The 23,375-nt window shown below is 59.2% G+C and carries 26 protein-coding genes; 10 read left to right on the top strand and 16 right to left on the bottom strand.

The window, feature by feature from the left end:
- Positions 1-398: 398 nt before the first annotated feature.
- From G3T16_RS23080 to G3T16_RS10080, 10 genes are all read left to right on the top strand, one after another.
- On the top strand, positions 399-608 hold the full coding sequence (locus G3T16_RS23080; protein WP_163495119.1) for a helix-turn-helix domain-containing protein: 210 nt from the start codon (positions 399-401) through the stop codon (positions 606-608).
- Between the two features lie 18 nt (positions 609-626).
- Positions 627-1,163: a Clp protease N-terminal domain-containing protein gene (locus G3T16_RS10120; RefSeq protein WP_163495118.1), complete on the top strand. Its 537-nt coding sequence runs from the start codon at positions 627-629 to the stop codon at positions 1,161-1,163.
- 732 nt (positions 1,164-1,895) lie between these two features.
- The gene (locus G3T16_RS10115; RefSeq protein WP_163495117.1) at positions 1,896-2,192 is read left to right on the top strand and encodes a hypothetical protein; all 297 of its coding nucleotides are present in this window, start codon (positions 1,896-1,898) and stop codon (positions 2,190-2,192) included.
- A 21-nt stretch (positions 2,193-2,213) separates the two neighbouring features.
- On the top strand, positions 2,214-2,960 hold the full coding sequence (locus G3T16_RS10110) for a DUF899 domain-containing protein (RefSeq protein ID WP_163495116.1): 747 nt from the start codon (positions 2,214-2,216) through the stop codon (positions 2,958-2,960).
- 248 nt (positions 2,961-3,208) lie between these two features.
- A complete protein-coding gene (locus G3T16_RS10105; protein ID WP_163495115.1) occupies positions 3,209-3,697 on the top strand; it encodes a penicillin-binding transpeptidase domain-containing protein in 489 nt (162 codons plus the stop codon).
- A gap of 114 nt (positions 3,698-3,811) precedes the next feature.
- Complete coding sequence (locus G3T16_RS10100) at positions 3,812-4,273, top strand: hypothetical protein (protein WP_163495114.1); 462 nt, start codon at positions 3,812-3,814, stop codon at positions 4,271-4,273.
- Positions 4,274-4,353: 80 nt separating this feature from the next.
- Positions 4,354-4,698: a hypothetical protein gene (locus G3T16_RS10095; RefSeq protein ID WP_163495113.1), complete on the top strand. Its 345-nt coding sequence runs from the start codon at positions 4,354-4,356 to the stop codon at positions 4,696-4,698.
- 189 nt (positions 4,699-4,887) lie between these two features.
- Entirely contained in the window at positions 4,888-5,223 is a 336-nt protein-coding gene (locus G3T16_RS10090; protein ID WP_163495112.1) for a DUF6968 family protein, read from the top strand.
- A 660-nt stretch (positions 5,224-5,883) separates the two neighbouring features.
- Positions 5,884-6,135, top strand: coding sequence for a hypothetical protein (locus tag G3T16_RS10085; RefSeq protein WP_163495111.1), 252 nt, complete (start codon positions 5,884-5,886; stop codon positions 6,133-6,135).
- 62 nt (positions 6,136-6,197) lie between these two features.
- A complete protein-coding gene (locus tag G3T16_RS10080) occupies positions 6,198-6,452 on the top strand; it encodes a hypothetical protein (RefSeq protein WP_163495110.1) in 255 nt (84 codons plus the stop codon).
- Positions 6,453-6,818: 366 nt separating this feature from the next.
- On the opposite strand, the gene G3T16_RS10075 is transcribed toward G3T16_RS10080, so the two are convergent.
- The 16 genes from G3T16_RS10075 to G3T16_RS23360 form a co-directional block, all read right to left on the bottom strand.
- A complete protein-coding gene (locus tag G3T16_RS10075; protein ID WP_163495109.1) occupies positions 6,819-6,971 on the bottom strand; it encodes a hypothetical protein in 153 nt (50 codons plus the stop codon).
- 98 nt (positions 6,972-7,069) lie between these two features.
- Positions 7,070-7,498, bottom strand: a complete 429-nt coding sequence (locus G3T16_RS10070; RefSeq protein WP_163495108.1) for a hypothetical protein — start codon at positions 7,496-7,498, stop codon at positions 7,070-7,072.
- Positions 7,499-7,701: 203 nt separating this feature from the next.
- Positions 7,702-7,971 (bottom strand): hypothetical protein, encoded by a 270-nt coding sequence (locus G3T16_RS10065; RefSeq protein WP_163495107.1) that lies wholly within the window; start codon positions 7,969-7,971, stop codon positions 7,702-7,704.
- Positions 7,972-8,047: 76 nt separating this feature from the next.
- Positions 8,048-10,165 (bottom strand): peptidase domain-containing ABC transporter, encoded by a 2,118-nt coding sequence (locus G3T16_RS10060; protein ID WP_163495106.1) that lies wholly within the window; start codon positions 10,163-10,165, stop codon positions 8,048-8,050.
- A complete protein-coding gene (locus G3T16_RS10055; RefSeq protein ID WP_163495105.1) occupies positions 10,165-11,409 on the bottom strand; it encodes an HlyD family secretion protein in 1,245 nt (414 codons plus the stop codon). Before G3T16_RS10055 ends, G3T16_RS10060 begins: the two co-directional genes overlap by 1 nt.
- Before the next feature lie 192 nt (positions 11,410-11,601).
- Entirely contained in the window at positions 11,602-12,297 is a 696-nt protein-coding gene (locus G3T16_RS21100; protein WP_197911989.1) for a tetratricopeptide repeat protein, read from the bottom strand.
- Positions 12,240-12,659, bottom strand: a complete 420-nt coding sequence (locus tag G3T16_RS21095) for a glycosyltransferase (protein ID WP_197911988.1) — start codon at positions 12,657-12,659, stop codon at positions 12,240-12,242. Before G3T16_RS21095 ends, G3T16_RS21100 begins: the two co-directional genes overlap by 58 nt.
- A 96-nt stretch (positions 12,660-12,755) precedes the next feature.
- Positions 12,756-12,983: a hypothetical protein gene (locus G3T16_RS10045; protein WP_163495104.1), complete on the bottom strand. Its 228-nt coding sequence runs from the start codon at positions 12,981-12,983 to the stop codon at positions 12,756-12,758.
- A 695-nt stretch (positions 12,984-13,678) separates the two neighbouring features.
- Positions 13,679-14,356, bottom strand: coding sequence for an IPTL-CTERM sorting domain-containing protein (locus G3T16_RS10040; protein ID WP_163495103.1), 678 nt, complete (start codon positions 14,354-14,356; stop codon positions 13,679-13,681).
- Positions 14,357-14,633: 277 nt separating this feature from the next.
- Complete coding sequence (gene rfbB, locus G3T16_RS10035) at positions 14,634-15,698, bottom strand: dTDP-glucose 4,6-dehydratase (RefSeq protein ID WP_163495102.1); 1,065 nt, start codon at positions 15,696-15,698, stop codon at positions 14,634-14,636.
- Positions 15,691-16,572, bottom strand: a complete 882-nt coding sequence (rfbD, locus tag G3T16_RS10030) for a dTDP-4-dehydrorhamnose reductase (RefSeq protein ID WP_163495101.1) — start codon at positions 16,570-16,572, stop codon at positions 15,691-15,693. The genes rfbB and rfbD overlap by 8 nt, the downstream gene beginning before the upstream one ends.
- Positions 16,573-16,781: 209 nt before the next feature.
- Positions 16,782-17,645 (bottom strand): alpha/beta hydrolase, encoded by an 864-nt coding sequence (locus tag G3T16_RS10025; protein ID WP_163495100.1) that lies wholly within the window; start codon positions 17,643-17,645, stop codon positions 16,782-16,784.
- A 48-nt stretch (positions 17,646-17,693) separates the two neighbouring features.
- Positions 17,694-18,620 carry a branched-chain amino acid transaminase gene (locus G3T16_RS10020; RefSeq protein WP_163495099.1) on the bottom strand — a complete coding sequence of 309 codons (927 nt, stop codon included), beginning with the start codon at positions 18,618-18,620 and terminating at the stop codon, positions 17,694-17,696.
- Complete coding sequence (gene glnE, locus G3T16_RS10015) at positions 18,620-21,526, bottom strand: bifunctional [glutamate--ammonia ligase]-adenylyl-L-tyrosine phosphorylase/[glutamate--ammonia-ligase] adenylyltransferase (RefSeq protein ID WP_163495098.1); 2,907 nt, start codon at positions 21,524-21,526, stop codon at positions 18,620-18,622. The genes G3T16_RS10020 and glnE overlap by 1 nt, the downstream gene beginning before the upstream one ends.
- Before the next feature lie 28 nt (positions 21,527-21,554).
- Positions 21,555-22,463 carry a GspE/PulE family protein gene (locus tag G3T16_RS23365; RefSeq protein WP_456298665.1) on the bottom strand — a complete coding sequence of 303 codons (909 nt, stop codon included), beginning with the start codon at positions 22,461-22,463 and terminating at the stop codon, positions 21,555-21,557.
- Positions 22,412-23,332, bottom strand: coding sequence for a GspE/PulE family protein (locus G3T16_RS23360; RefSeq protein WP_456298664.1), 921 nt, complete (start codon positions 23,330-23,332; stop codon positions 22,412-22,414). The genes G3T16_RS23365 and G3T16_RS23360 overlap by 52 nt, the downstream gene beginning before the upstream one ends.
- Between the last annotated feature and the right edge of the window lie 43 nt (positions 23,333-23,375).

Raw genomic sequence — 23,375 nt, 5'->3', positions numbered from 1 at the left:
CGCGTCCGCTGCGACAGAAGCAACCCAGTTCTCCCTACCGACTCTGTTGATACTTACTCTAGTTACTGTACCTACTGTGCTTTTCTACATCGTTGTCGTTCACAGGGCATGTCGCTCGATCGACCCCGCTTGCCGCACAGTGGGTGTTATTCCAGTGGTGTTGTTTACCCTATTCCTAACGCCACTAGAGTCAGGGCTATTCTTGCCTTTAAAGAATCTTTGGGTATCTCGGTGTATTATTCGTTCGTGGGGAAACCGCGTTAACAAGTCAATCAACTTCGCGTCTTCCGTGCCAGACGCACTAAAGCGCGCAGGTTCTTGAGGCGTTACGCATTCAAGCAAAAGGTTACCGTCAACACCTGTTGACAATCGGGAGTCCGTCAACTATAGTTGACGCCATGTCACTTCCAAAGCACATTCCCGATCCGGGCGACACGGCAGACGCATTAGCCGCAGTCCTCACCTTGCGCCAAATGGCTGACGAGCTTGAAGCAAAAGCTGTTTATCTAGCGCTTCGGCAAGGTTGGTCATGGTCTCAGATCGCAGAGGCTTTAGGAGTGTCAAAGCAAGCCGCACACAAGCGGCTGTCGCACCTGCAATCGAGGTAGTCGAACTTAGGAGGCTTCATGTTTCAGTTGTTCAAGCGCAAGCTTCGCGATGCTCAAACGCTAGCTCGGCTGTGTACACTCGCAGAAGATCTTGCTCATCAACAGGGCCGATCCAAGCCGGGTTCTGAACACTTCATCCTTGCTGCATTGGCCCTGCCAGATCAAACAGCCGCACAAGCGTTTGCAAGCCTTGGTCTTACCGAGCAGCAATTTCAGGATGCTCTCGCGGCCCAGCGCTCTGACGCACTCGCTTCCGTTGGGATCTCCACCACGGCAGTCGAGGTTACCAACCTGCCATCCGCCTTGCCGTTGCCAAAGTCTGCCCTGTACGAAACAGAGCCTTCAGGAAAGTCTCTGGTTAAGCGCCTCGCCGAGACACGTAAAACTCGCACTGCACGGTTTCTGCTTAGCGCTGATGTCCTGCTAGCAGCAGCACAAGAGAACTACACCCCCTCCACTCGTGCCTTTCAGAAGTTGGGCATTAGCCCAGATCAGCTCGTTGAAGCTGCTCAGCGATCGGTCAACAATTTAGATAGTTGTTCTCAAATGAATTAGCATCTGCGCAGCGCTTAACTCGGTGTTCAACCGTACATCAAATAAGGATATCTCGCGCGTCAGCCGCGACCTATCCCAACCAGAACGATGGCTTTCTCCTGGGCGGCTTGACGATATCCACCCAAATCCAATCCTTCTTAAGGACGTGCTGGTAGAAGAACTGCAGGCCGTGGCGATCCACCTTGACCGTGCCGCGCAGCGGCTTCGTTCAACAAGGCCAGGCACGGCGACGGCTTTTTCGTTGCGGCTTCGCCTCCACTACAGAGCCGCGCGTGCTGGCGGCGTTAGAAAGTATCGAATGAAAATTCGGCAAGCCCCGGCTTCACTCGCGAATCCGCTCCTCGCACGCATCTCGTGTCTGGCTCGTGATCATGGCACCGTCCGCTCGCTTGCCGAACCAGGCCCCACTGCGTTCCGTGCACCCCGCACTGGCCCCGGCCGTGGGACTGTCATCGGCGTCACCGCCGCAGGCCCCAAGTAACATGGCGGAAAGGGCGAGTACAAGGCTGGTTCGTAACATCATTGGCATAAGAAACTCCTTGGATAGATGTGGACACAGACATTAGGAAACGAAACACGAGCACGCTCGGCACGGCTTCGAGCTGCTCCAACATTAGAGCAAAGTGATAGGAATAACAAACGAGGGAAGAATACAGAGGCATTCACAATCTGACAGGTGCAGCCCGAAATTGCGGTGATGTCCAGGGCTCAGTCTTCTGAGATTCGAAACAGATGGCCGTCGCGTTCATAACGGCGCTATGTCGGTCATTTGAGCGCGAAACAATGTTGGACCCAGGTACTACTAAAGAATTTGTCAGAACATTGATTGGCGGAATCATGTGGACTCCCTATATGCTTATATCTAAAGAGGCCGCCGCCCCGGCCGAAGAAGATGTCGTATCGGAGGCCCGCCATGACTGCAGCGCCAACAGGTATAAAGCCGCATTGCGGCTGTCGATTTTGATGAGTGGCGAACGACTACTCGATGCATACGGAGTTATTCCGGTGTTGCACCCGGAACAACGCTGAATTCACATGAGGAGGTCCGTCATGAGCCAGATCGAATCACCGAGAATTGTGTCTAGAGCAGAGTGGACTCAGACACGCAAAGCCCACCTGAAGAACGAGAAGGCGCTTACCCGCATGCGTGACCTGGTCGCGCGAGAGCGGCGCGAGCTGCCATGGGTGAAAGTGGAGAAGGAATACGTCTTCGAAACGCCGGATGGGAAAGTGACGCTTGCCGAGCTATTCGGCACAAACAGTCAGCTGATAGTGCATCATTTTATGTTCGGCCCGGACTGGAATGCGGGCTGCCCTAGCTGTTCGCTGGAGGCGGATCATGCCGAGGGCACCATCGTCCACCTCGCCAATCACGACGTCGGTTACGTTCGTGTATCCCGTGCCCCGCTAGCAAAGCTGGTAGCCTACCGAAGGCGTATGGGCTGGACGGCGCGGTGGGTGTCCTCCCTGGGCAGCGACTTCAATTTCGACTTTCAGGTCTCTTTCGCCCGGGAAGACCTGGAGGCTGGTCGGCTCTACTACAATTACCAAGCTATCGAGGATCCGAAATACTTCAGCGAAGAACTGCCTGGCCTCAGCGTTTTCTACAAGGACGAAAGCGGCGCCGTGTTCCACACCTACTCTAGCTACGCCCGCGGCAATGAGGAGGTCATCGGCGCCTTCATTTATCTCGACATCACGCCGAAAGGCCGCAACGAGACGGAAATCATGGACTGGGTCCGGCGCCACGATGAGTACGACGTGGGCCCGGAAGTGACCGCTTGTCACTCCGGCTGATTGCGGCCTGACGCATGCAAGCCAGCGGATTTCGGTATCATAGTGATGTCAGTCTGATCGCGGGTAGAAATGTTTCTTGTAGCTGTCAGAATCAGGATTGGTTGTTCGACTATGCGTAGGAAGCGCATAACAATGCGCGGCCGCTATGCACTACAGGTGCAGGCGCTGACTCGGAGATGGGTCCTGTCGACCAATAAGGCGCAGCTATCGGACGAATTGCTTCGAGCGTTGTAATAGCGAGTTTATTGATGAAAAATGGAAAGTTTTGGTTCAGCCGATTGGTCCTGACCTCATTGATTATGGTGTCGTTGGATATCCACGCGCAGACATCCAGGTTTGACAAACAAGGCACGACGGTTGACGACTACGCCATTGCCGATGGCTGCGAGTACCTTGCTGATCAGGCGCAAGGGGCAACATTTGTTTTGTATTTGCCATCTCAGAACAAGCGCCTCGTTTGCAATGCAACCACTGCAAAACGCCGTGTCCTTCCTGCGTCTACTTTTAAGGTTGCCCACGCTCTTATCGCGCTGGAAACCGGAGCAATCAAAGATGAGTTTAAAAAAGAGGAATCGAATGGTAAGCGACGTATAGTGCCTTTGTGGAATCAACCGACCAGCCTAGCCACAGGCATGGAGAATTCCACCGTTTGGTTCCATCATGCGTTAGCGAAGAGGAAAATCCTCTCTTTTGAGCTGCTCAACATCAATGGCGTTAAACTGGACTCCATTAATTGAATGTCTACACGTAGTAAAGTATCGGTGTCTAACTATTTATTGCATGGGGTGGCTCCTTCGGAGCCACAGCTGTTGTGAGGCGCTAGCTGCCATGACCATGTAACAGGAGGTAATATGAATTTACCCGACGACATTTTCCTGGCTATAATCGACAAGCTACTCATCGGCGTTATCATGCTTATCGCTGCCTATTGGCTTAACCACCGGCTTGAAACCTTCAAAGGTGCCCTTTCTTTTCAAACCGCCCTGGCACCAGAGCGGACAGCGGCCTACCAGATGCTTTGGGAGAAGACAGAACCGCTCACGCCACGTGAAGTTGCGGAGCTGGACGTCAGCACAGCCAAGGGTAGTTGTTTCGAGGATCTTCGAGACTGGTATTATAAAAACGGTAACGCTATGTATTTATCGCTCAATGCAGCCGATTTGTTTTTAGGAGGACTTAAACTACTCGAACGTACCGAGGCCTCCGCCGAGGAGATTAAGGATCACTTCAGCTCGCTGCGGACTCAACTAAAAGTCGACCTCGGTATTTATACGAAAGCTGATGCGAAAGTTCAGATTCCGAGGATCAGCTAACCAAACCTTGCACTCGGACGGGAACTCCGCTGCGCTTCGTTTCTGCCGGCCAAGGCCACGTTATCATTCAGGGAGGGGAAGTGCTGGTAACTGACATACAAAAATATCTTATTGCTGCTGCGGCTGCATGCCTTATAGGGCTTGGCAGTGGATTTCTAACATTTGGTCAGTATGTCTTTGATCGAGACAAAGAGGCTGCCGAAGCATCATACGAATTTGAAAAAGTTTCAGGTGTCGTGATGGAACAAACTACGGATTGTGAAAACGTTGCCGATCACAAAGCTGAATGCAAGTATGCGTTCTACTTAAAAAGTAGTAGTGAAGGAATATTGGAAGTATTGCTGTTTGTTGCGGATATTCTCTTGGTGGCGGCCACATGTTTCCTCGCTGGTGCAGGAACAATAGAAGTATGGCGCAAAAAATAGTGACAAAAACAACCACGTTAGCCCCCGCGGTACTGGACCTCCATTCCGGCGCTTCACGCTTCCATGCGAACCCGTGTTGTAGGAGTTGTGTTGCGCGCCAAAGCAATAACAGCGCATGTTTTCACCAAACAAGCTAAACTTCATTCTGTCGTAGATGACAAAGATTGAACCTCTGCCCAGGAACCAGCGATGACCGAACTCCCACCGATCCCTACCGAATTTACCTCTGTGATCGCTTCGCGGGAATGTGAAGTCGCTCGGAATGGCGTCTGTTCGAAGGTTCTTTTTGAAATAGGCATGCCCATTCAGGATGTACCGACGGTTGCTGGCCTGGACTGGCGATGCCCTATTCGCACAAGCGAGGACATACAAATAGTCGAACGATATGCCTGCGGCGTTGACTCTTTTCAAGCTATCCATAACGCATTGCGCATCGTACAAAGCGAGATCGACGCAATTGCGAAATGCCATAGCGTCACTCTCTTCGATGCCCCCTATCCTGCTGACGATCCCTTTGGCTACTGAACGATTGACCTACTCGACTATCATGAAAACGCAATACAGCCAGTCGTTCAGGCAGGACTCTGGATGAGACTTGCGCGGAATTGGCCAATTTGGGGACTCCTCAATTGCGGCGGGTAGTACTAAACTGTTAGCAACAGTTGATCCAAGCCTGGCCTCTTCTGCACTGGGAGCTGGAGGCCGATCAGGGAAGACCGGGAGCCGAACTTAACGGTTCCGAATGCAGAACCACAGGGACAAGGATGCCAATGCAACTCAGCAGAATCACTCTCGTATTCATCAGTGGATTCCTTGCGGCGTCCGTAGCTGCCGATCTTCAAATCTATCGATTATCGTCGCCTGAACTCAGGGACGCGATTATCATGATATGTCTGTCCAAATATCTTTTCCCGGCCGTAGTGTGGGCCGCCGCCAGCGCCATTCAACACTTTATCGCAAAACAGCTCGCTAAGAGCAGCAGATCGTATCAGAGTCTCGACAGTTGAAGCACAACCGTTGGCTGGCTGCTTGCCTTGCACGCGACAGAGCAGAGACGATCCGGAGGGCGGAACGGATTGTAGAATTGCGGCGACGGATGCCAGGCACCGTGGCCGGCCCCGTTTCACACAGGGTGTGTGAAAGCCATCGGATGATGGCCCACTTAATGGTAATAGGGAAATTGCTATGAACAATGTCAATGTTTGTGACAACAATGTCCTCGCCTTGCAGGGCAGAGCAGAGCTCTCTACCGCCGAAATCGACATGGTGGCGGGCGGAATGAGTGACTGGACGGCCGGGGGTATGGCCGTTATCGGGCTGGGAATAACCGGCGGGCCAGTGACTGCCGGCTTTGGTCTGGCCATCGGGGGAGCCATGATGTTTATTGGCCATGTCAGTGGCGGCAGCAGCGGCTCCAGCAAGTACATGAGTCACTAGCCCGCGGTACCACGCTTCAAGGGGTCTGCCTTGCGCAGACCCCACACTTCGGGAGACCAGATATGAAAGCATTCTACGAGACCATCGACAGCGCGTTAATGATCCACTATCGGTGGCTACCCATCAATATCCTGCTGACCGTCATTCTCCTGCTGGTCAGCTACATATACGATTTTTTCGACCTCGGGATAGACCTGGTTATTTTGCTGGTCGTCGGTCAAGCCACATCAGGCGTGATCCTTTGCGTCAAGGCTTTGGCACGCATCGAGAGTATGCTGATTGAACGGGGCACTGATATCCCCGAGAGCCCCCAGTAGGCCGATTGCGCGCCCGGCGCGCCTGAAAAAACACTCACAGGTGCATTGCTACCAACCTCTACAGGTACGGTGGTGTCGGTCGGAGTGCGGGATTCAACCCGTATACAGCACAGAATCGCAACGGCAGGCTCAAACAGCCGGCCGTCAGACAGTTTCACACAGACGTGTGGAAACCATCGGATGATGGTCAAATAACGGTGAGGGAACTACCATGAACAACTCTTTATCGACAGCGGTTAGGAATGGCAGCACGTACGAGCTTGCCAGCACACAGTTGGACCAGATCAGCGGCGGCAGGGCCGGCCTCGCTGGAGGGGCTGTATATGCCGCGGCCCCTACCGATACCAGCGCCGGTCTCATCCGGGACTATAGCGGTGGCAGGTTTACACCGGTGAGATCCCAGCCCGACAGCTGGTAAGCAATCGGCGCTGGCAAACCAGAGACCTGGCGGCGGGCACCCGGCAGCTCACGCTGCTCCGTGGATGCTCGCACCAGGCTGTCGGCCAAGATGAAATCCATCTGGCGAGAGACGCGCTACTGCTGCTTGACCAGTCATTCAAAGTCACCTTGCGGGGATGCCAGGGTCTGGGAAGACCAGGCAAGACTCTCGAGGCGTACTACTCTTCTGGGCCGTGTTCGCCCTCGGCATTTTGCTTTTTGGATTGCGCTAGTGTTTCCAATGCCATGGTCCACATGAATAGCGTGAAAAGTGCCAGCATCAGACCTATAGCCACAGGCATATTGATCGATCCAGTCTCATGGTAAGCACTCAATAGCATCTCCAAGAATGCCGCCGCAAGTGAACCAGGTAATAATAGCGCCCACTCGCCCTTGGGATGGAAAGGTGGCGGGTTTCTAGGCGATACAAAGTTCCGACGGAACAACCACTTCAGCAACACCCTCCACGTGACATAAAGAAGGACTATTGCGGATATCGATACCATCACTGGATACTCATGCATGGAATTCAGACACAGATTATGAATTGTCTTTGTTTGACTGCCAACGTCGACAAATGAGCATGCAGCCATAGCCAGCAGCGACAATCAAGGCTCCGATCAAAGCTCCAAAAATTAAAGCCTCCGTACTTGCCCCTCCTATATACGCCGCGCCCAGACCCGCTAGTATGCAGAACATGTACCAGATGTTTTTTCCTGTTTTCGTCATGACCTTCAAACTCCGTGACAATCAGCGAGAATGTGGTGAAGCCCCAAGCCGAAGATTGGGGCTGCAGTTTAGTCTAGACCGGTTAATGGCTAGCTACGTCCTTCTTCGTCTTTACGCCACCGCCCCCATAATATGACGCAGCTCCGAAGACAGCGTATCCGAGGCCAAACCCTGATAAGAGGTGTGTGGTAACACTGGTAGCGACGCCGCCAACACCGATATGACTAGCGAGAGCTGCTGCCACACCAATCGCGGGCAGTATGCCGCCACTAACGTTATCAATATCACTCTCCGTGAGCTCGACAGGAGCAGTCGCAACTTCTGGTGAAAAAGAGAAAATTCTATCATCCATAACAGATATCCTTCTGTTGAAAACCCCCCATCATCTGATGGGATTCACACGACATGTGTGAATCTTGTGAAAGCAGCTATAACTCTAGCTTCCCCAGCCTAATCGTTCGATCTGCCAGCCGGATGGTTTCCGGCCTGTGAGCTGCTATAACTCTTGTGATCGAAAGCTTTCTCAGGTTGAAGTTAAGCTGCTGCTCAATCGCTATATCCAAATGACTACTCGCCTCATCCATAAACAAAATCACTGGCTCGCTATAAAGCGCCCGCGCTATCGCAATGCGCTGTTTCTGTCCGCCGCTCAGCCCCGTTCCCAGGTCGCCCACGAGGGTGTTGTACTGCATTGGCATGGCCGTGATTTCGTCGTGAATGCAGGCCATTCGGGCGCACTCCACGACCCGCGCGAGCTCACCCTGGGGATCGAAGCAGCTGATGTTGTCGGCGATGGAGCCACTCAACAGTTGGTCGTCCTGCATTACGCCGGCAACCAGGTTGCGGTAGTTGGGGACGCGTGATACCGGCTGGCCGTCGATCAGGATCGAGCCTTCGGAGGGGCTGAGCAAACCCATCAGGCATTTGATCAAGGTGGTCTTGCCGGCGCCGCTGCTGCCGACAATCGCGACGATCTCTCCCGCCTCCACCGTAAAGGAAACGGGCCCGAACGCCGGCGGCTCATCATCGGCATAGCGAAAACTGAGCCTGTCTACCTCGATGCGCCCCGCGGGACGCGATATCTCGGGTAGCCCGGCCTGGTGTTGGTGGTAGGCTTCCTGCGGGGTAAAGGCGATATCTGCAAGGCGTTGCAGGTGCAGCCCCAACAACTTTATCTCGATGATATTGTCGATCAGGCCGTCCATGGCACCCACAAAGCGTTGTTTGAAACTCATAAAAGCATAGAACATACCCAGCGAAATCACGCTGCCCATCACTGCCTGGGCAGCAAAGAATATGACCAGAATATTACCGGCGCCGAACAACAGGCGATTGGCGGTATCGTAGCCAATATTGAGGCGGGCGATACGGATATCCTTGTTGATGCTGTCCACGAGACGGTTCTGCCACTGGTTCTGGCGCTCATTCTCTTTCTGGAACAGCTTGACCGTCTGGATGGCGCGCACCGATTCCAGAAAACTGGTGTCCTTGTGGGCGTTGGCAACCAGGCTCTCTTCCGACAGTAATCGCAGCGGTCGGTAGAGCACCAGACGCAGGGCCAGGTAGAGCGCAACCGTGACGAGCACAACCAGGGTAAGCCATACATCGTAGACAAACATGGCCAACAGGGTCACCACCGCCATCAAGCCATCGACGATGGCGCTTACCAGCCCCGTGCTCAGCAGTTGACGGATATTGTCCAGTGAGCCAAAGCGCGACACTACATCGCCGATATGCCGCTTCTGGAAGAACACCAGCGGCAGCCGGATCATGTGATGGAACAGGTTGGCCGCCATCTGCAGGTTCAGGCGGCTCGCAAACCCTATGATCACGAACTGGCGCAGCGCGCTGACTCCGGTCTCTATCAACAGCAGCAAGCCAAAACCGAGGGCCAGCACCAGCAGCAGGTGGGTGTCGCTGCGCAGTATCACGTCGTCCACCACTGTCTGCATGTAAAAGGGAGTCACCACGGTAAACAGCTGCAACAGCAACGACAAAAACAGCATCAACACCAACGTGCGCGAGAGTCCCACCTGCCGCGACCAGAGGGAGGACAGGGACAGTCGCCTGCTGTCCTTGCCGGGCTCAAATGCAGCAGTGGGCGTCAGCTCCAGCGCGATGCCGGTGAAATGCTGTGAGAATTCCTCCCAGTTCAAACGTCGCATGCCGACAGCGGGATCGTGTATAACCAGTGTGCGGGTGTTGACCGACTTGAGTACCACGAAGTGATTCATGTCCCAGTGCACAACGCAGGGTAGTTGCAGCTGAGGCACGGTATTCAGTTCCACCCGCAGTGCTCGCGCAGCGAGTTGCAGACGGCCGGCGATGCTCATCAGTGTTTTCAGCTTGGCGCCGTGGCTGGAGATGGCGAAGCGTCGGCGCAGCTGGCCGATATCGGTATGGAAACCGTAGTAGCTCACGACCATTGCCAGACACGCGAGTCCACACTCAGCCGCGTCGGCCTGGAGTACCAGCGGTAGCCGGCGCGCGGTATTGAAATTATCCGGCAACCCCTGCGGGGCCGAAACGGGGGACGCAACTTCCATTACAAACGGCCCCGCAAGCTATAGAGAGGCTCCAGCAGCCACTGCAGAATGGAGCGCTGTTCCAGACTGATATCCGCGGACAGGGTCATACCGGATTTTAGTGGCACAGCTCGACCATAGGCGGTCACTCCGGGGGCGTCCAGGGTCGCCGTGACCTGGTAGGCAGGCTCGCGCACGTCCACCAACGGATCCTGTATCTCACCCGGCAGCAGTACCGCGTCCGATACCGCCCGCACCTCGCCGGTGTAGCTGCCGAATTTCTGGTAGGGGAAGGCATCGAAGCGCAGATTGAGCTGCTGGCCGGGGCCAATAAAACCCGAGGCACTAACCGGTACCAGCAGCTGTGCCGTGAGCTGTACCTGGTCGGGGACCAGGGTCATCAAAGGCAGATTGTAGCGAGTCCACTGTCCCTCACGTATCTGGAGATTGGTCACCAGCCCGGCCCGGGACGCATTGAGCACATAGGCGCGTTCGCCCCGCAGCTGGGCGATTTCCTGGGATACTTCGCTCAGGGAAAAATTCAGGTTGTCGATGCCGTCGGCCGCTTCCTGGGTGCGCAGCGTCTGCTGCAGCTCCAGCGAGCGAAGGGCGGCCTGTTGCTGGGCCCGGCTGCGGGACAGGGCCTGGTATTCGGACTCCAGTGCCATTGCCTGCTCACGCAGCGGCTCCAGCTCGGAAAGCGGAACATGGCCCTGCTCGGCCAGCTGCTGCTGCCGTGCCAGGCGTCGCCCGACCAGTTCGCGGCGACGCTCGAGGGTCTGCAACTGGCGATCCAGCCAGTGCAGTTCGGTTTTGGCGCTGCGAGTGCGCTGGACGATGTCCTGTATTTGCCGGGCCGTGATCTCGTTGGCACGAGCCAAACGCCGTAGCAGAGCTTGCTTTTGCTGATCGTACTCCTCAAGCAGGACGTCCTCCAGATGCTGCCCGTCCTGCAGTATCCGGTCCCCGTTTATCACCACCAGCGGCTGGTCCCGGGCAACACGCTCGCCGTCTTTTACCAGCAAGCGGGCGACCCTGCCCTCCCGCTGCGCGTAAACGCGTACCACGCCTTCCTTCGGTTCCAGCCACCCGGGCACGGTTTCCTTGCGGGCATAGCTGGCCTGGGTCAGAAAGACACCGGCGAGAACCAGCCACAGCAGCAGCAAGCCGCAGAGCAGGCCGTGGGATAGCCGGGGGATACAAATGACTTCGCCGTGCAGGCGATCCGCGGCAGCTTGTATGGCTTGTCGACGAAACAGATTCATGATGACGTGATCATCCCTGATCTACCTTGCCTGGCGAAATACCGGGCCAGAACTCCTGTCACGCTTAAAATAGCCCAGATCAGCCTTCGAGTTTAGTTGTATATCTAATCACATGCGGGCCATCGTCAAGTTCTGCGTTCGGAGATTGATGCAACCGGAGACCCGCTCTGGAGGGCCGGAGGACCATTCGTGTCAGTCTGTATCGATTTCTACAAACCCTAGATTGGCTTCAATGCGGGTACGATCATTCTTCGGCAGCTGCGGGTTTTGCAGCAGCTCTCGCCAAAGCTGCGCCGCCTGCGTTTGGCGTGACGAATAGAAAGCAGCCAGGGCCAGCTCGTCGAGAGCGCGCCATTGATAGACCGGTAGCTCTACAAACAGACGATCTTGCGGCACAGGCAGCTGTGCTGCTGCTGTCGCAAATAAATAGGCCAGATGCCATTCGTTCCTGCCGCGCAGGTAGGCGGCCAGCGCCGCCAGCGGTTCGGCGCGAACCGGTCGGTACTGGTAGGCCTGCAAATAGGCCGCCACGATATCCGCATGGCTGTCTTCGAGCAGCTGGGTAAGGCAGGCCACCTGGTACAGTGAATACCAGACTTCCTCTTCCCAACCACCGCGCTGTGCGCGCTGCCGGTAGTTTTCGCGAGCCAGACTGAGCTGACCGGCATCCCGATAGCTCTGGGCCAGATAGAACCGGTAGCGGTTATTGTCAGGTTCATCCACAAGCGCCGCCTTGAGCAGCGCCGCATCCTTTTCAAATTTGTGCGGATCTGCCGAACGAGCCCCATCAGAGCTGACTTCGATACGAAAGCCTGGCAGCCGCGGTTGCTCTACCAGCTGGCCGGCGTCGAGGTACTCGTGCAGTACGCCAACCCAGCGCCAGGGCAACGTCGCGCAAACCAGACTGACCCGATCATAGCTGAGTCCGCTGAAACGAGCCTCCAGAGAATAGGCCGCTGCGCTGAGGGGGGCCAGGTGCCGTCTTCATCCACGAGCAACTGTTCATCCGCGTCCAAGAACAGCAGGTAGTCGGCCTTGCCGCGGGCACGTTCCAGGGCATCGCTGCGGTTGAAGCCAAAGTCGCGCCAGCGGCAGTGATACAATTCGCCCGGTATGTCGGCGAGCGCAGCCCTGATCCGTGCTGGAGTGTCGTCAATGGAGCCAGTGTCGACAATCACCCAGTAGTCTATGTAGGGCCGCACTGATGCGAGACAGCGTTCGATTACCGCGGCTTCGTCGCGAACAATCATATTCAGACATACCGTAGCCGCAGATGACCGTCGGTTCATGCTGTCACCACGACAGCAAACCCACCCCAGACGACCGCCAAGGTCGCAGGATCCTTGCTATTGCAGCGCGGTGAAGCAGAACGACTGAATATACGACGCGGTGTTGATCGCGTTGTTGAAACCGAAGTACACATCAAATCCCGCCGTGGTCCTGGAAACGACATTGATTGCCGACGCCGGATACACATTGCCATCTGTATAGGCTGGGGTCTCGACCGGAGTCACCATAACTACCGGAGCGGTGTCGAAAGCGCTGCCAAAAGCGACACGGTAGTAGATGGTCATTGCGTCGGCATCCGAACAGTTCCCACCCAGACACTGCGCACTCCAGTCATTGGAGCCTGTCGTGAGCGCGGAACCCGTGGTTGACACGCAGCCATGGGAGATACGGGAGGCGCCAGCTGTCCCGCTGCCCTCAGGGCCAGTCGCGCCTGTAGGACCCTGCGGACCGGCAGGACCAGTCGGACCTGTGGGGCCCGCAACAGTGCTGTCGGCGCCCGTCGGCCCGGTGGCCCCGATTGGGCCCTGCGGTCCGGTCGCTCCGGTTGGGCCCTGCTCACCTTGCACCCCGGTTGCACCGACTGGGCCAGTCGGACCGGTGGGGCCCGCAACCGTGCTGTCGGCCCCGGTAGGGCCAGTGGGCCCCTGAGCGCCGGTTGGCCCCTGTGGTCCAGTGGCCCCGGTTGGGCCCTGCGGTCCGGTGGCACCCGTAGCTACACCCGCCGCACAGGGACCCAACTCTCCAGCCCCATCGAAACACAATAGTGTGTCGCCCTCTGCTGCACCGGGCAGGCCAGGTACAATTACACGGCCGTTCTCCTGCACCCGCAACCGCTCCTGCGAGCCGTCGGAATTCTTTACCACGAAACCACCGCCGCTGGGTACGGTAGCCGACAAGTCATCGGCCACGACCTGGTGGCCAAACAATGCGGTAGCGACCGCGATAGCCAGCTGGGAGCGCCTGCCTGGGATACCTAAAGTCATCCGGAATGTCTCCTGTCATTGCAATGTCGGCGGGTAGGGATAGGGATGGAGCTTGAGCACTGCAACCGGACGCCCGCGACAACCAGCATCAGCAACGCCAACAACACCAGTGCGTGGTTGCCCAGCACGGGAATCGCCACAGTGCCCGCCGCAGTCTCACCTATCTGGACAGTGGGCGGGACGATGGCGTTCGCAGACACCAGCTGTGCGGCCGGACCCAGATTGATGATCGCGGTAGCGCCGGAAGAGGAACTGAGTGAAATCGGTTGACCCGGTGCTCCCTGCAGAGTCAGGGTGCCATTGACGGTGATATTACTGCCGGCGGGGAAGATGAAATTGCGGCCCGTGGCGCTGACAAGGGTGAGATTGTGGAAAACGGTATTGCCGACAAAGGTCGCCGTGGGGGCGCCACAATCGTCAATCAGCAAGACTGTGCCAGTGCCGGCCGAAAAGGCGCCTGCATTCAACCAGTCACCGCCCAGAGTGATGTCTCCGCTCCCGGAGGTCAGCTCTCCTGTGGTGGCGATGTCGATCGTACCGCCGCTAGTCAGCTGCCCATCACTCACTGCCACCGCGCCCTCAATCACCAGGTCGCTGCAGGACAAATCCAGCGAACCACCGGGGGGCACCGACAATATCCCGCCTTCAGGCACCACTATCTGGGCGTGAGCCATGCTCGCAGGCAGCAATAGCAGATATAGACAATAACCGCGGAGCTTCATCCGCTGGCTATACAGAGCCCGAAAGCAGGTTGCCGCTAACCGCCGAAAAGCGTCCCCAGAAAGCACCATTCTCATTCACTGAAGTACATTTTTTCGGCAAAAATACCATGCCCGCGAGCCGGTGGCCATATCTGGCATCGTTACTGCGCAATGGAACCGGGTTTCTACATCAGATTGCGAACAGGATCACGCTGCAGCAGCTTCCGACTCGGGTAGCCAGGCTATCCTGTCAAGGCAACAACGGCCGCCACCAGTCCTCGTTTGCGAGGTACCAGTCAACAGTACGGCGGATGCCGGTTTCGAACGTTTCGCTGGGTGTATAGCCCAGTTCGCGACTGATCTTGCCGGCATCAATGGCGTAGCGCCAATCGTGGCCGGCGCGGTCCTCCACAAACTGGATCAGCTCCCGGGCACCACGCTGGCGGGCCGCAGGCGCATCGGGGAAGCGTTGCAGCAAGCCCGGATTCTGACGCAGGCGGGCGTCCACCTCGTCACACAGCAACTCGACAATGGCCAGGTTGGTCCACTCGTTGTTGCCGCCGATATTGTAGGTTTCACCGACCACGCCCTGCTCCAGAACCAGTTCGATTCCCCGGCAGTGATCCTCGACATAGAGCCAGTCGCGAATATTGCTGCCGTCACCGTACACCGGCAGGGGTTTGCCGCGCAGGATATTGGTCAGGCACAGGGGGATCAGTTTCTCGGGAAAGTGGAACGGACCGTAGTTGTTGGAGCAGTTGCTGGTGGTTACCTGCAGGCCGTAGGTATGGTGGTAGGCGCGCACCAGGTGATCGGATGCGGCCTTGCTGGCGGAGTAGGGTGAGTTCGGCTGGTACTGGCGGGCCTCGTGAAAAGCCGGCTCATCCGCGTTCAGCGAGCCGTAGACCTCGTCGGTGGACACATGGTGAAAGCGGTGGGGGAGCGGCGCGCCCCCTCCCAGCCAGACATCCCGCACGGCTTTCAACAGGGTGTGGGTGCCCAGCACATTGGTTTCGATAAATGCATCGGGTCCGCCGATGGAGCGGTCCACATGACTCTCGGCGGCAAAGTGCACCACCGTGTCTACCGCATGTTCATGCAGCATCGCCACTACCCGGGCGTGATCGCGGATATCTGCATGCACGAAGTGGAAGCCCGGCTGCTGCTCCAGTGCAGCTAGGCTGGCGCGATTGCCGGCATAAGTGAGTGCATCATAGGCGACTACTGTGTCCTGCGGATGTCGCCGCAACCAGTAGTGGACAAAATTGGCACCGATAAAACCGGCTGCCCCGGTTATCAAGAGGGAGTTATTCATGCCCGTTGTCCTTCAGGTCCTGTAGCATTGCCCGCAACTGAACGCGCCAATGGTGGGGAGGCAAGCCAAGATCGCGCCAGCTGCGCTGCTTGTCCAGTACGCTGAATGCTGGCCGTCGGGCAGGCGTGGGATAGTCGCTGGAGGGTATCGGCGTCACCGTCACCGCGTGGGACAGCAACCCGCCGGCAAGGCCCTCCTCGGCAATCGCCACGGCGAAGTCATACCAGCTGCAGACGCCCGCATCGCTCCAATGGTAGATCCCGTGCAACTGTGGTCGCGCCACAGCCGCCCAGGCGGCCTGCGCCAGCCCCCGGCCCCAGGTTGGCGTACCCACCTGGTCACAGACCACCGATAATGCATCCCGCTCGCCCATCAACCGCAGCATGGTCTTGACGAAATTGCTGCCGAAGCGGGAATACACCCACCCCGTGCGCAATATCAATACCTCCGGCAGGGCGCTCACCACTGCCTGCTCACCAGCCAGCTTGCTGCGGCCATAGGCACCCAGAGGCTCCGGTGGCGCATCCACTTGATAGGGCCGGCCGGATTCGCCGCTAAAGACAAAGTCAGTGGATACCTGCAGCAGACGAATATCCCGCTCTGCGCAGGCAGTAGCCAGGTTGGCCGCACCCTCGGCGTTGACCTGCAGCGCCAGCGCCTCCTCCTGTTCAGCGCGATCCACGGCGGTATAGGCGGCGGCGTTCAACAGCCAGGCCGGCTGCAGCTCCTGCAGGCAGCGATGTATCGAGGCGGGGTCGGTGATATCCAGCTGCGTTCGATTCAGGCCCAGGCATCGCACCCCGGTGGGCGCGGTACACTGCAGCTCGCGCCCCAGTTGGCCGTCGGCACCGGCAATGACAACAGTCGTGGCCAAAAATCAAAACTCCCGCTACCCGCGGCCCAGTGCCGCGCGACCAAGCCATTATGGTAAGGCCTGTGCACCGGGATGCCCAGCCCCGCCACCGATATTCCACAGCGATGGACCCTGTTACTGGCATATTCAATGGAGGCAGCTTGGCTACGGCAGGGCACCGACAGCGCTACTGCCGCCAGCTGCGCCGGGCCGATGTATCGCTGTTGAGGTCAGTCTGCAGCAGCCCGCGCTTGCGCCCGCAACCACTCGTGGACATCGTCCAACACCTGGAGGCGCTCGGGCTCATTGAAAATCTCGTGGAACAATCCCGGGTAGATCCGCAGGGACCGGTTGCCAGCTCCGCTGCAGAATGACTCCGAGCCGGCAGGGGCGGTCATTACATCTGCAGCACCATGCAGCACCAGCATCGGCAGCGTTATCTCCTGCTGGCGGTCGCTGACCATTCGCATGGCCGCAAACAGTTCCGCCACCAGCCGGGCGCTGACCTTGCCGTGGTGGACCAGAGGATCGGCACGATAGGCTGCCACCACTTCGGGGTCGCGGCTGATCTGGCCCGGATCCAGCTGCATCATTCCCAGAGTGGGCCACACGCGCGACAGCAACCGGTTCAGCCACAGCAGCCATACCGGAGGTGGCTGCGCCACGGCCAGCGCAGCGCCCGACAACACCGCCCCGGCGAAGCAGTCTCCGGCCTGCAACAACAGCCGCGCGGCAATCAGGCCACCGAGACTGTGGCCGACCAAAAAACAGTCCGCGGCGGGATACCAACTGGCAATGTCTGCGCGCAGCTGCAGCAGGGGCTGCAGGAAATCCTCAAAGTTGGACACGTAAGCGCGCCGACCGGGCGAGGCCCCGTGGCCCGGATGATCCGGTGCCACCACGGCGTAACCTCTGGCAGCAAAGAAGGCCGCAAACTGTTGATAGCGGCCACTGTGCTCACCGAGACCGTGGGCCAGCAGCAGTACACCCTGCAAATCACCCGCTGCGGGCCAGTGCCGGTAGAACACCCCGTTATCCAGCAGCGCTTCACGCGGCGAGGGATGAGCTGGACTGCCAGCCAGGGCTTCTTTCATAGTATTCACCGCTATCTATCCCCGCGCTTGCGCCCGGCGGCACCCGCATCACGCTACCGGCGTCAACCACTCCCGGTTCTGGGGCCGGTTGCCCCGCACCGAATCAAAGTACATGGCCTGCAACCGGGTCGTGATCGGCCCCCGTGCACCGCTGCCGACCTGGCGTCCGTCGAGCATGCGGATCGGGACGACCTCGGCCGCAGTACCGGTAAAGAAGGCCTCGTCCGCAATATAGACTTCATCGCGAGTGATGCGTCTTTCGTGGACCTGGTAGCCCAGCTCCGCGGCCAGGGCAAATACGGTATTGCGGGTAATGCCGTCCAGGCAGGAGGTCAGGTCCGGTGTGTAAATCCTGTCGTCGCGGACGATGAAGACGTTCTCGCCGCTGCCCTCGGCCACATAGCCCTCGTTGTCCAGCAACAGGGCCTCTTCCGCCCCGCTGTCCAGAGCTTCGCGCAACGCCAGCATCGAATTGATGTAGTTGCCGTTGGCCTTGGCCTTGCACATGGTGATATTGACATGATGGCGAGTGAACGAGGAGGTACGCACCTTGATACCGCGCTCGCTCGCCTCCGGATCCATATAGGAAGGCCACTCCCAGGCGGCCACCATGACATGGGTCTGCAGATTGTCGGCCCGCAGCCCCATGCCTTCGGAGCCGAAGAAGCACATGGGACGCAGGTAGCCCTCGGCAAGCCCGTTTTCCCGCACCACTGCACGCTGGGCTTCATTCAGCGTGGCCTTGTCGAACGGCATCGCCATGCCCAGGATATGGGCGGAGCGAAACAGCCGGTCGGTGTGCTCCTTGAGCCTGAAAATACAGGTGCCCCTGTCCGGAGTCCGGTAGGCGCGCACGCCTTCGAATACACCCATGCCGTAGTGCAGAGTGTGGGTCAGCACATGTACCTTGGCCTCGCGCCAGGGCACCATCTGCCCATCCATCCAGATAAGCCCGTCACGATCGGCGAACGTCATTATTTTTCCACTCCTGTTTCACCCGCTTGCGGGTTGCTGTCATCATAGGCTGCAAAGAACCGTTGCCACAGAGCACTTACCGCGGCGCGCGACTCCCTGTATTCCCCCGGGGGAACCGTTCCCGGGCGCTGTTGCAGTGCAAGTTGGTGGGCGGCAGACCGGAATGCCAGATAGGCGTCGATCAGCGCCTGGCTCTCGTGCTGCTCAAACAAACCTTCCCGGGCCAGGGTCTCGAGAATACGGATATTGTCCGACCAGCGCGTCAGCTCCGGCACGCGATGGGACCACGCGAGGACGGCATATTGCACCATAAATTCAATATCAACGATACCTCCAGGGCTCTGTTTGAGATCGAATTCGGCGTCCGCACGGGCGCTGGCCGGCAACAACTGTTCACGCATGCGCCGGCGCATGGCCACCACTTCGGCCGCCAGGGCGGCCTCGTCTCGGGTCCGGCAGAGAATGTCCCGCCGCAGCGCGTCAACCCCGGCCCCCACCGCCACGTCCCCCGCCACCAGCCGCGCCCGCACCAGGGCCTGGTGTTCCCAGGTCCAGGCCGTCTCGCGCTGGTAGCTGGCAAAACCGGACAAACTGCTTACCAGCAGACCGGAGGCACCGGAGGGACGCAACCGCATATCAACTTCGTAGAGCAGCCCCAGCGCCATCCGCGACTCGAGAATATGAATCACGCGCTGACCCAGCCGGGTATAGAATTTGACATTATCGATGCTGCGGGCACCGTCGGTTACCCCCTGGGCAGCGGCGTCGTAGACAAACACCAGGTCCAGGTCTGAACTGTAACTGAGCTCGATTCCGCCCAGTTTGCCATAAGCAAAGATGGCGAAACCGTAGCCATCGCTGTCGCGCTCGGGCTCGCCAAAGCGGCCCGTCAGATCGGTCCAGGCAACCGCGAGCACCTGCTCCAGGATCACTTCCGCAATCCAGGTCAGTTTGTCGCTGACCTGCATCAGCGGCAATCGTCCCACCAGTTCGCTGGCGGCGACCCGCAGGACATGAGAGGCCTTGAAATAGCGTAGCGCGTCCATCTGCACTTCCAGATCGCCCGGCGGCAGCCGCGCGACCTGCTGCCGCAGCTCGGCTGCCAACAGCGCCTTGTCGGGCGCGGTGTAGAGACTGGCGCGATCCAGCAGCTCGTCCAGCAGTACCGGGTGCCTGGCCAACTGCTCGGCGATCCAGGGACTCGCGTCACACAACAACACCAGCTCACCCAGTGCAGGCGGGTTCTCCAGCAACATGGCAAGGTAGGCGCTGCGCCGCAGGACCGCTGTCACCAGCGGCAGAATGCGCCGCAACGTCCGGTCGGGATCGCCGGCCTCGGCACAGCCCGACAACAAGCGCGGCATGAATTGCTGCAGGCGCTCACGCCCCTCGGCCTGCAAGGTCGCCACCCGGGGGCTCTGCTGCAATGCCTGCAACTGCTCCAGACTGGCGGCAGGATCCTGGAAACCGAGCCGGGACAGCGCCTCCTGGTCGAGATCCTCCCCCCACAGAGCCAACTCCTGGGGCGTGTCATCAAGTTCCTCCGGGGCGGCAATCAGATCCCGGAAATGCGCCGCTACCCGCTGCCGGTGCCCGTCCAGTTCGGCGAGGTAGCCATCCCAGTCGGGCAGTCCCATGACCTCAGCCAACGCGGCCTGTTGCAGGGGTTCCGAGGGCAGGGCCTGACTCTGCTGGTCGGCGTAGCCCTGAATTGCGTGCTCGCTGTCGCGCAGGAACAGGTAGGCGCGCCGCAGCTCCGCCACCGTGGCTTCAGGCAGACAGCCCAGCGCGGCACATTCTTGCAGCACCTGCAGCAGCTCCCGCTGCTGCAGGCCCAGGTCGCGCCCGCCGCGAATCAGCTGAAAGCACTGGGCGATGAATTCCACCTCCCGGATACCGCCATGTCCGAGCTTGACGTCGTTCTGCAGACCGCGGCGCCGGACCTCGCCATTGATCATCTGCTTCATCCCGCGCAGGCTGTCGATTACACCAAAATCAACATAGCGGCGGAATACAAAGGGCCGCAGGGTGGCCGTCAACTCGGCGCCGCGCGCAGGATCCCCGGTGATGGGCCGCGCCTTGATCATCGCGTAGCGCTCCCAGTCCCGGCCCTGGTCCTGGTAGTACTCCTCGATCGCGGAAAAATTCAGCGCCAACGCGCCGCTTTCGCCGTAGGGCCGCAATCGCATGTCCACACGGAATACGAAGCCTTCAACCGTGACCTGGTCCAGCGCGGTGATCAGGCCCTGGCCCAGCTTTATGAAGAACTCGCTGTTGCTGATGCTGCGTTCGCCGTCGGTAACCCCGGCTTCAGGAAAGGCAAATATCAGATCGATATCGGAGGAGACATTCAGTTCCCGCGCGCCGAGCTTGCCCATCGCCACCACGATCAGCTGCTGGGCCGCGCCGCTGTGGCGCCCTCTGGGCACCCCGAAACGCGCCTCCAGTTGCGTCTGCAGCTGACTCTGGGCCAGCTCGATACAGGCCTCCGCCAGCAGGGAGGTATCCCGCACAGTCTCCAGCGTGTCCGCCAGGCGGCTGAAGTCACGCCAGATAATGCGCAGCATCTGATACTGGCGAAAGCGGCGCAGGGTGGGGCCCAACTCGGCCAGCGGTTCGGCCAGCAGCCGGGCCAGCTGCGAGCGCAGTTCGGTTTCCGCCAGCGAGCGCTGCAACAGGCCGCTGGCTATCAGCTCGGTCAACAGCTGCGGCTGCCGCCGCAGCAAGCCTGCGATGAACGGGCTGCAGGCCAACAGGCGCGGCAACTGCCGGCACACAGCGGGTTCCCTGTGCAGCTGGTTTTGCAGGGCATCGAGTGCCGCCTGGTCCGGGTGGTCGAGAATATATCTCCAGGCGGTGGCAGCGGCTTCCGCCAGGGCTGGCGGCAGGTCGTCGGTGTCTATCATCGCAATTGCGGGTGGGGCGGGCCGGACATCAGGTCTCCAGCACTGGCGCGACCCGCATCACCTCCTCTATTGTGGTTTGCCCCGCGGCCACGCGGGCGGCTCCGCTCAGGCGCAGGGTCTGCATGCCCTCGTCCATCGCCGCCTTGCGGATGTCCCGGGCCTCCATTTGTGGCTTGATGCAGGCCTGAACACGGGGGCTGTTGACCAGCACCTCGTAGATACCCTGGCGGCCGACGTAGCCGGTTTCGCGACACACCTTGCAGCCGACGGGCCGGCAAATGCCGGCGGGCATCGCCAGGTCGAAGGGCTGCACCAATTGCTGCCAGGCATCGGCGTCCACCGGCGCGGGTGCCTTGCAGGCAGCGCAGAGAATCCGCACCAGGCGCTGCGACATGATGCCGCGCAGCGTAGCCTTGATCAGATAGGCGGGCATCCCCAGCTCCTGCAACCGGGAGATGGACCCCGGCGAATCATTGGTGTGCAGGGTCGATAACACCAGGTGCCCGGTCAGGGCTGCCTGCACCGCCATGTGAGCGGTCTCCAGATCGCGAATCTCCCCCACCATGATGATATCCGGGTCCTGCCGCATCAGGGCCCGCACACCGGAGGAAAAGTCCAGTTTGATGCCGTGATTCACCTGCATCTGGTTGAAGCTGTCCTCGACCATTTCGATCGGGTCCTCAATGGTGCAGACATTGACCTCGGGGGTCGCCAGCCGGCGCAGGGTGGAGTACAGGGTGGTCGTCTTGCCGGAGCCGGTGGGGCCCGTCACCAGCACAATGCCGTTCCCGGCCGCCGTCATCAGGTTCCAGCGCCGCAGATCCTCGTCCTCCAGTCCCAGCTCAGTGAAGCTCTTTTGCAGCAGGTCCGGGTCGAAGATCCGCATCACCAGCTTCTCGCCGAAGGCGGTGGGCAGGGTGGACAGGCGCAGCTCCACTTCGCTGCCCTGGGGGAGCGGGTCTTCAACCTGCCGTCCTGGGGCCGGCGCTTCTCCGCCACATCCATGCGGCCCAGGATCTTGATGCGGCTGGTCACCGCCGCGCAGACCTGCTGCGGCAGTTCATAGACACTGTGCAACACGCCGTCGATGCGAAACCGGACCTTGCCCACCTCGCGCCGGGGTTCGATATGGATGTCAGAGGCACGCTGCTCGAAGGCGTACTGTAGTAGCCAGTCGACGATCTTGACGATGTGCTGGTCGTTGGCATCGGGCTCCTGGCTGGAACCCAGTTCCAGCATCTGCTCCAGATTGGCCACCCCCGGGGCGCCGCTGTCGGAGCGGCTGGCGCCGTACGCGCCACGCACCGACCGCGCCATGCTGTAGAATTCCGCCGTGTGCCTGACGATATCCCGCGGGTCGGCCAGCACCCGGCGGATACGCTTGCGCAGCACATGTTCGAGGTTGCGCTCCCAGGCGTGAATGTAGGGCTCGGCACTGGCGATCACAACTTCCTCGCGATTGACCTCCACCGCCAGGATCCGGTGGCGCTGGGCAAAGGCGCGGGACATGACCTCGGCCACCGCACCGACATTGATCTTCAGCGGGTCTATCTGGTACACGGCCTGGCCAGCCTTGGCGGCCAGCCAGGCCAGCAGGACATCCATGTCCAGGCTCTGCCCGGGGCGCGTCAGGTCGGGCACCTTCTGCTCGGCGAGGAACACCAGCGGATGGACACTGCCGATGGTCATTTTGCGCAAGCGCTCCAGTTCCGCGACGCTGATACGCTGTTCCGACTCCAGCTCCAGCAGCAGGGTCAGCAGGTCGAGAGGGCGCCCGGACAGGCGCTCGTTGAAATTTACCGGCATGAGGGGGGTTTTCCGGTCTTCAGCTGGTTTATTTGGGCCCCAT

The organism is Kineobactrum salinum (genome assembly GCF_010669285.1).
In the GTDB taxonomy this organism is placed as follows: domain Bacteria; phylum Pseudomonadota; class Gammaproteobacteria; order Pseudomonadales; family Halieaceae; genus Kineobactrum; species Kineobactrum salinum.
Note: the sequence above shows the minus strand (reverse complement) of the source record. Positions and strands in the feature narration are given on the sequence as shown.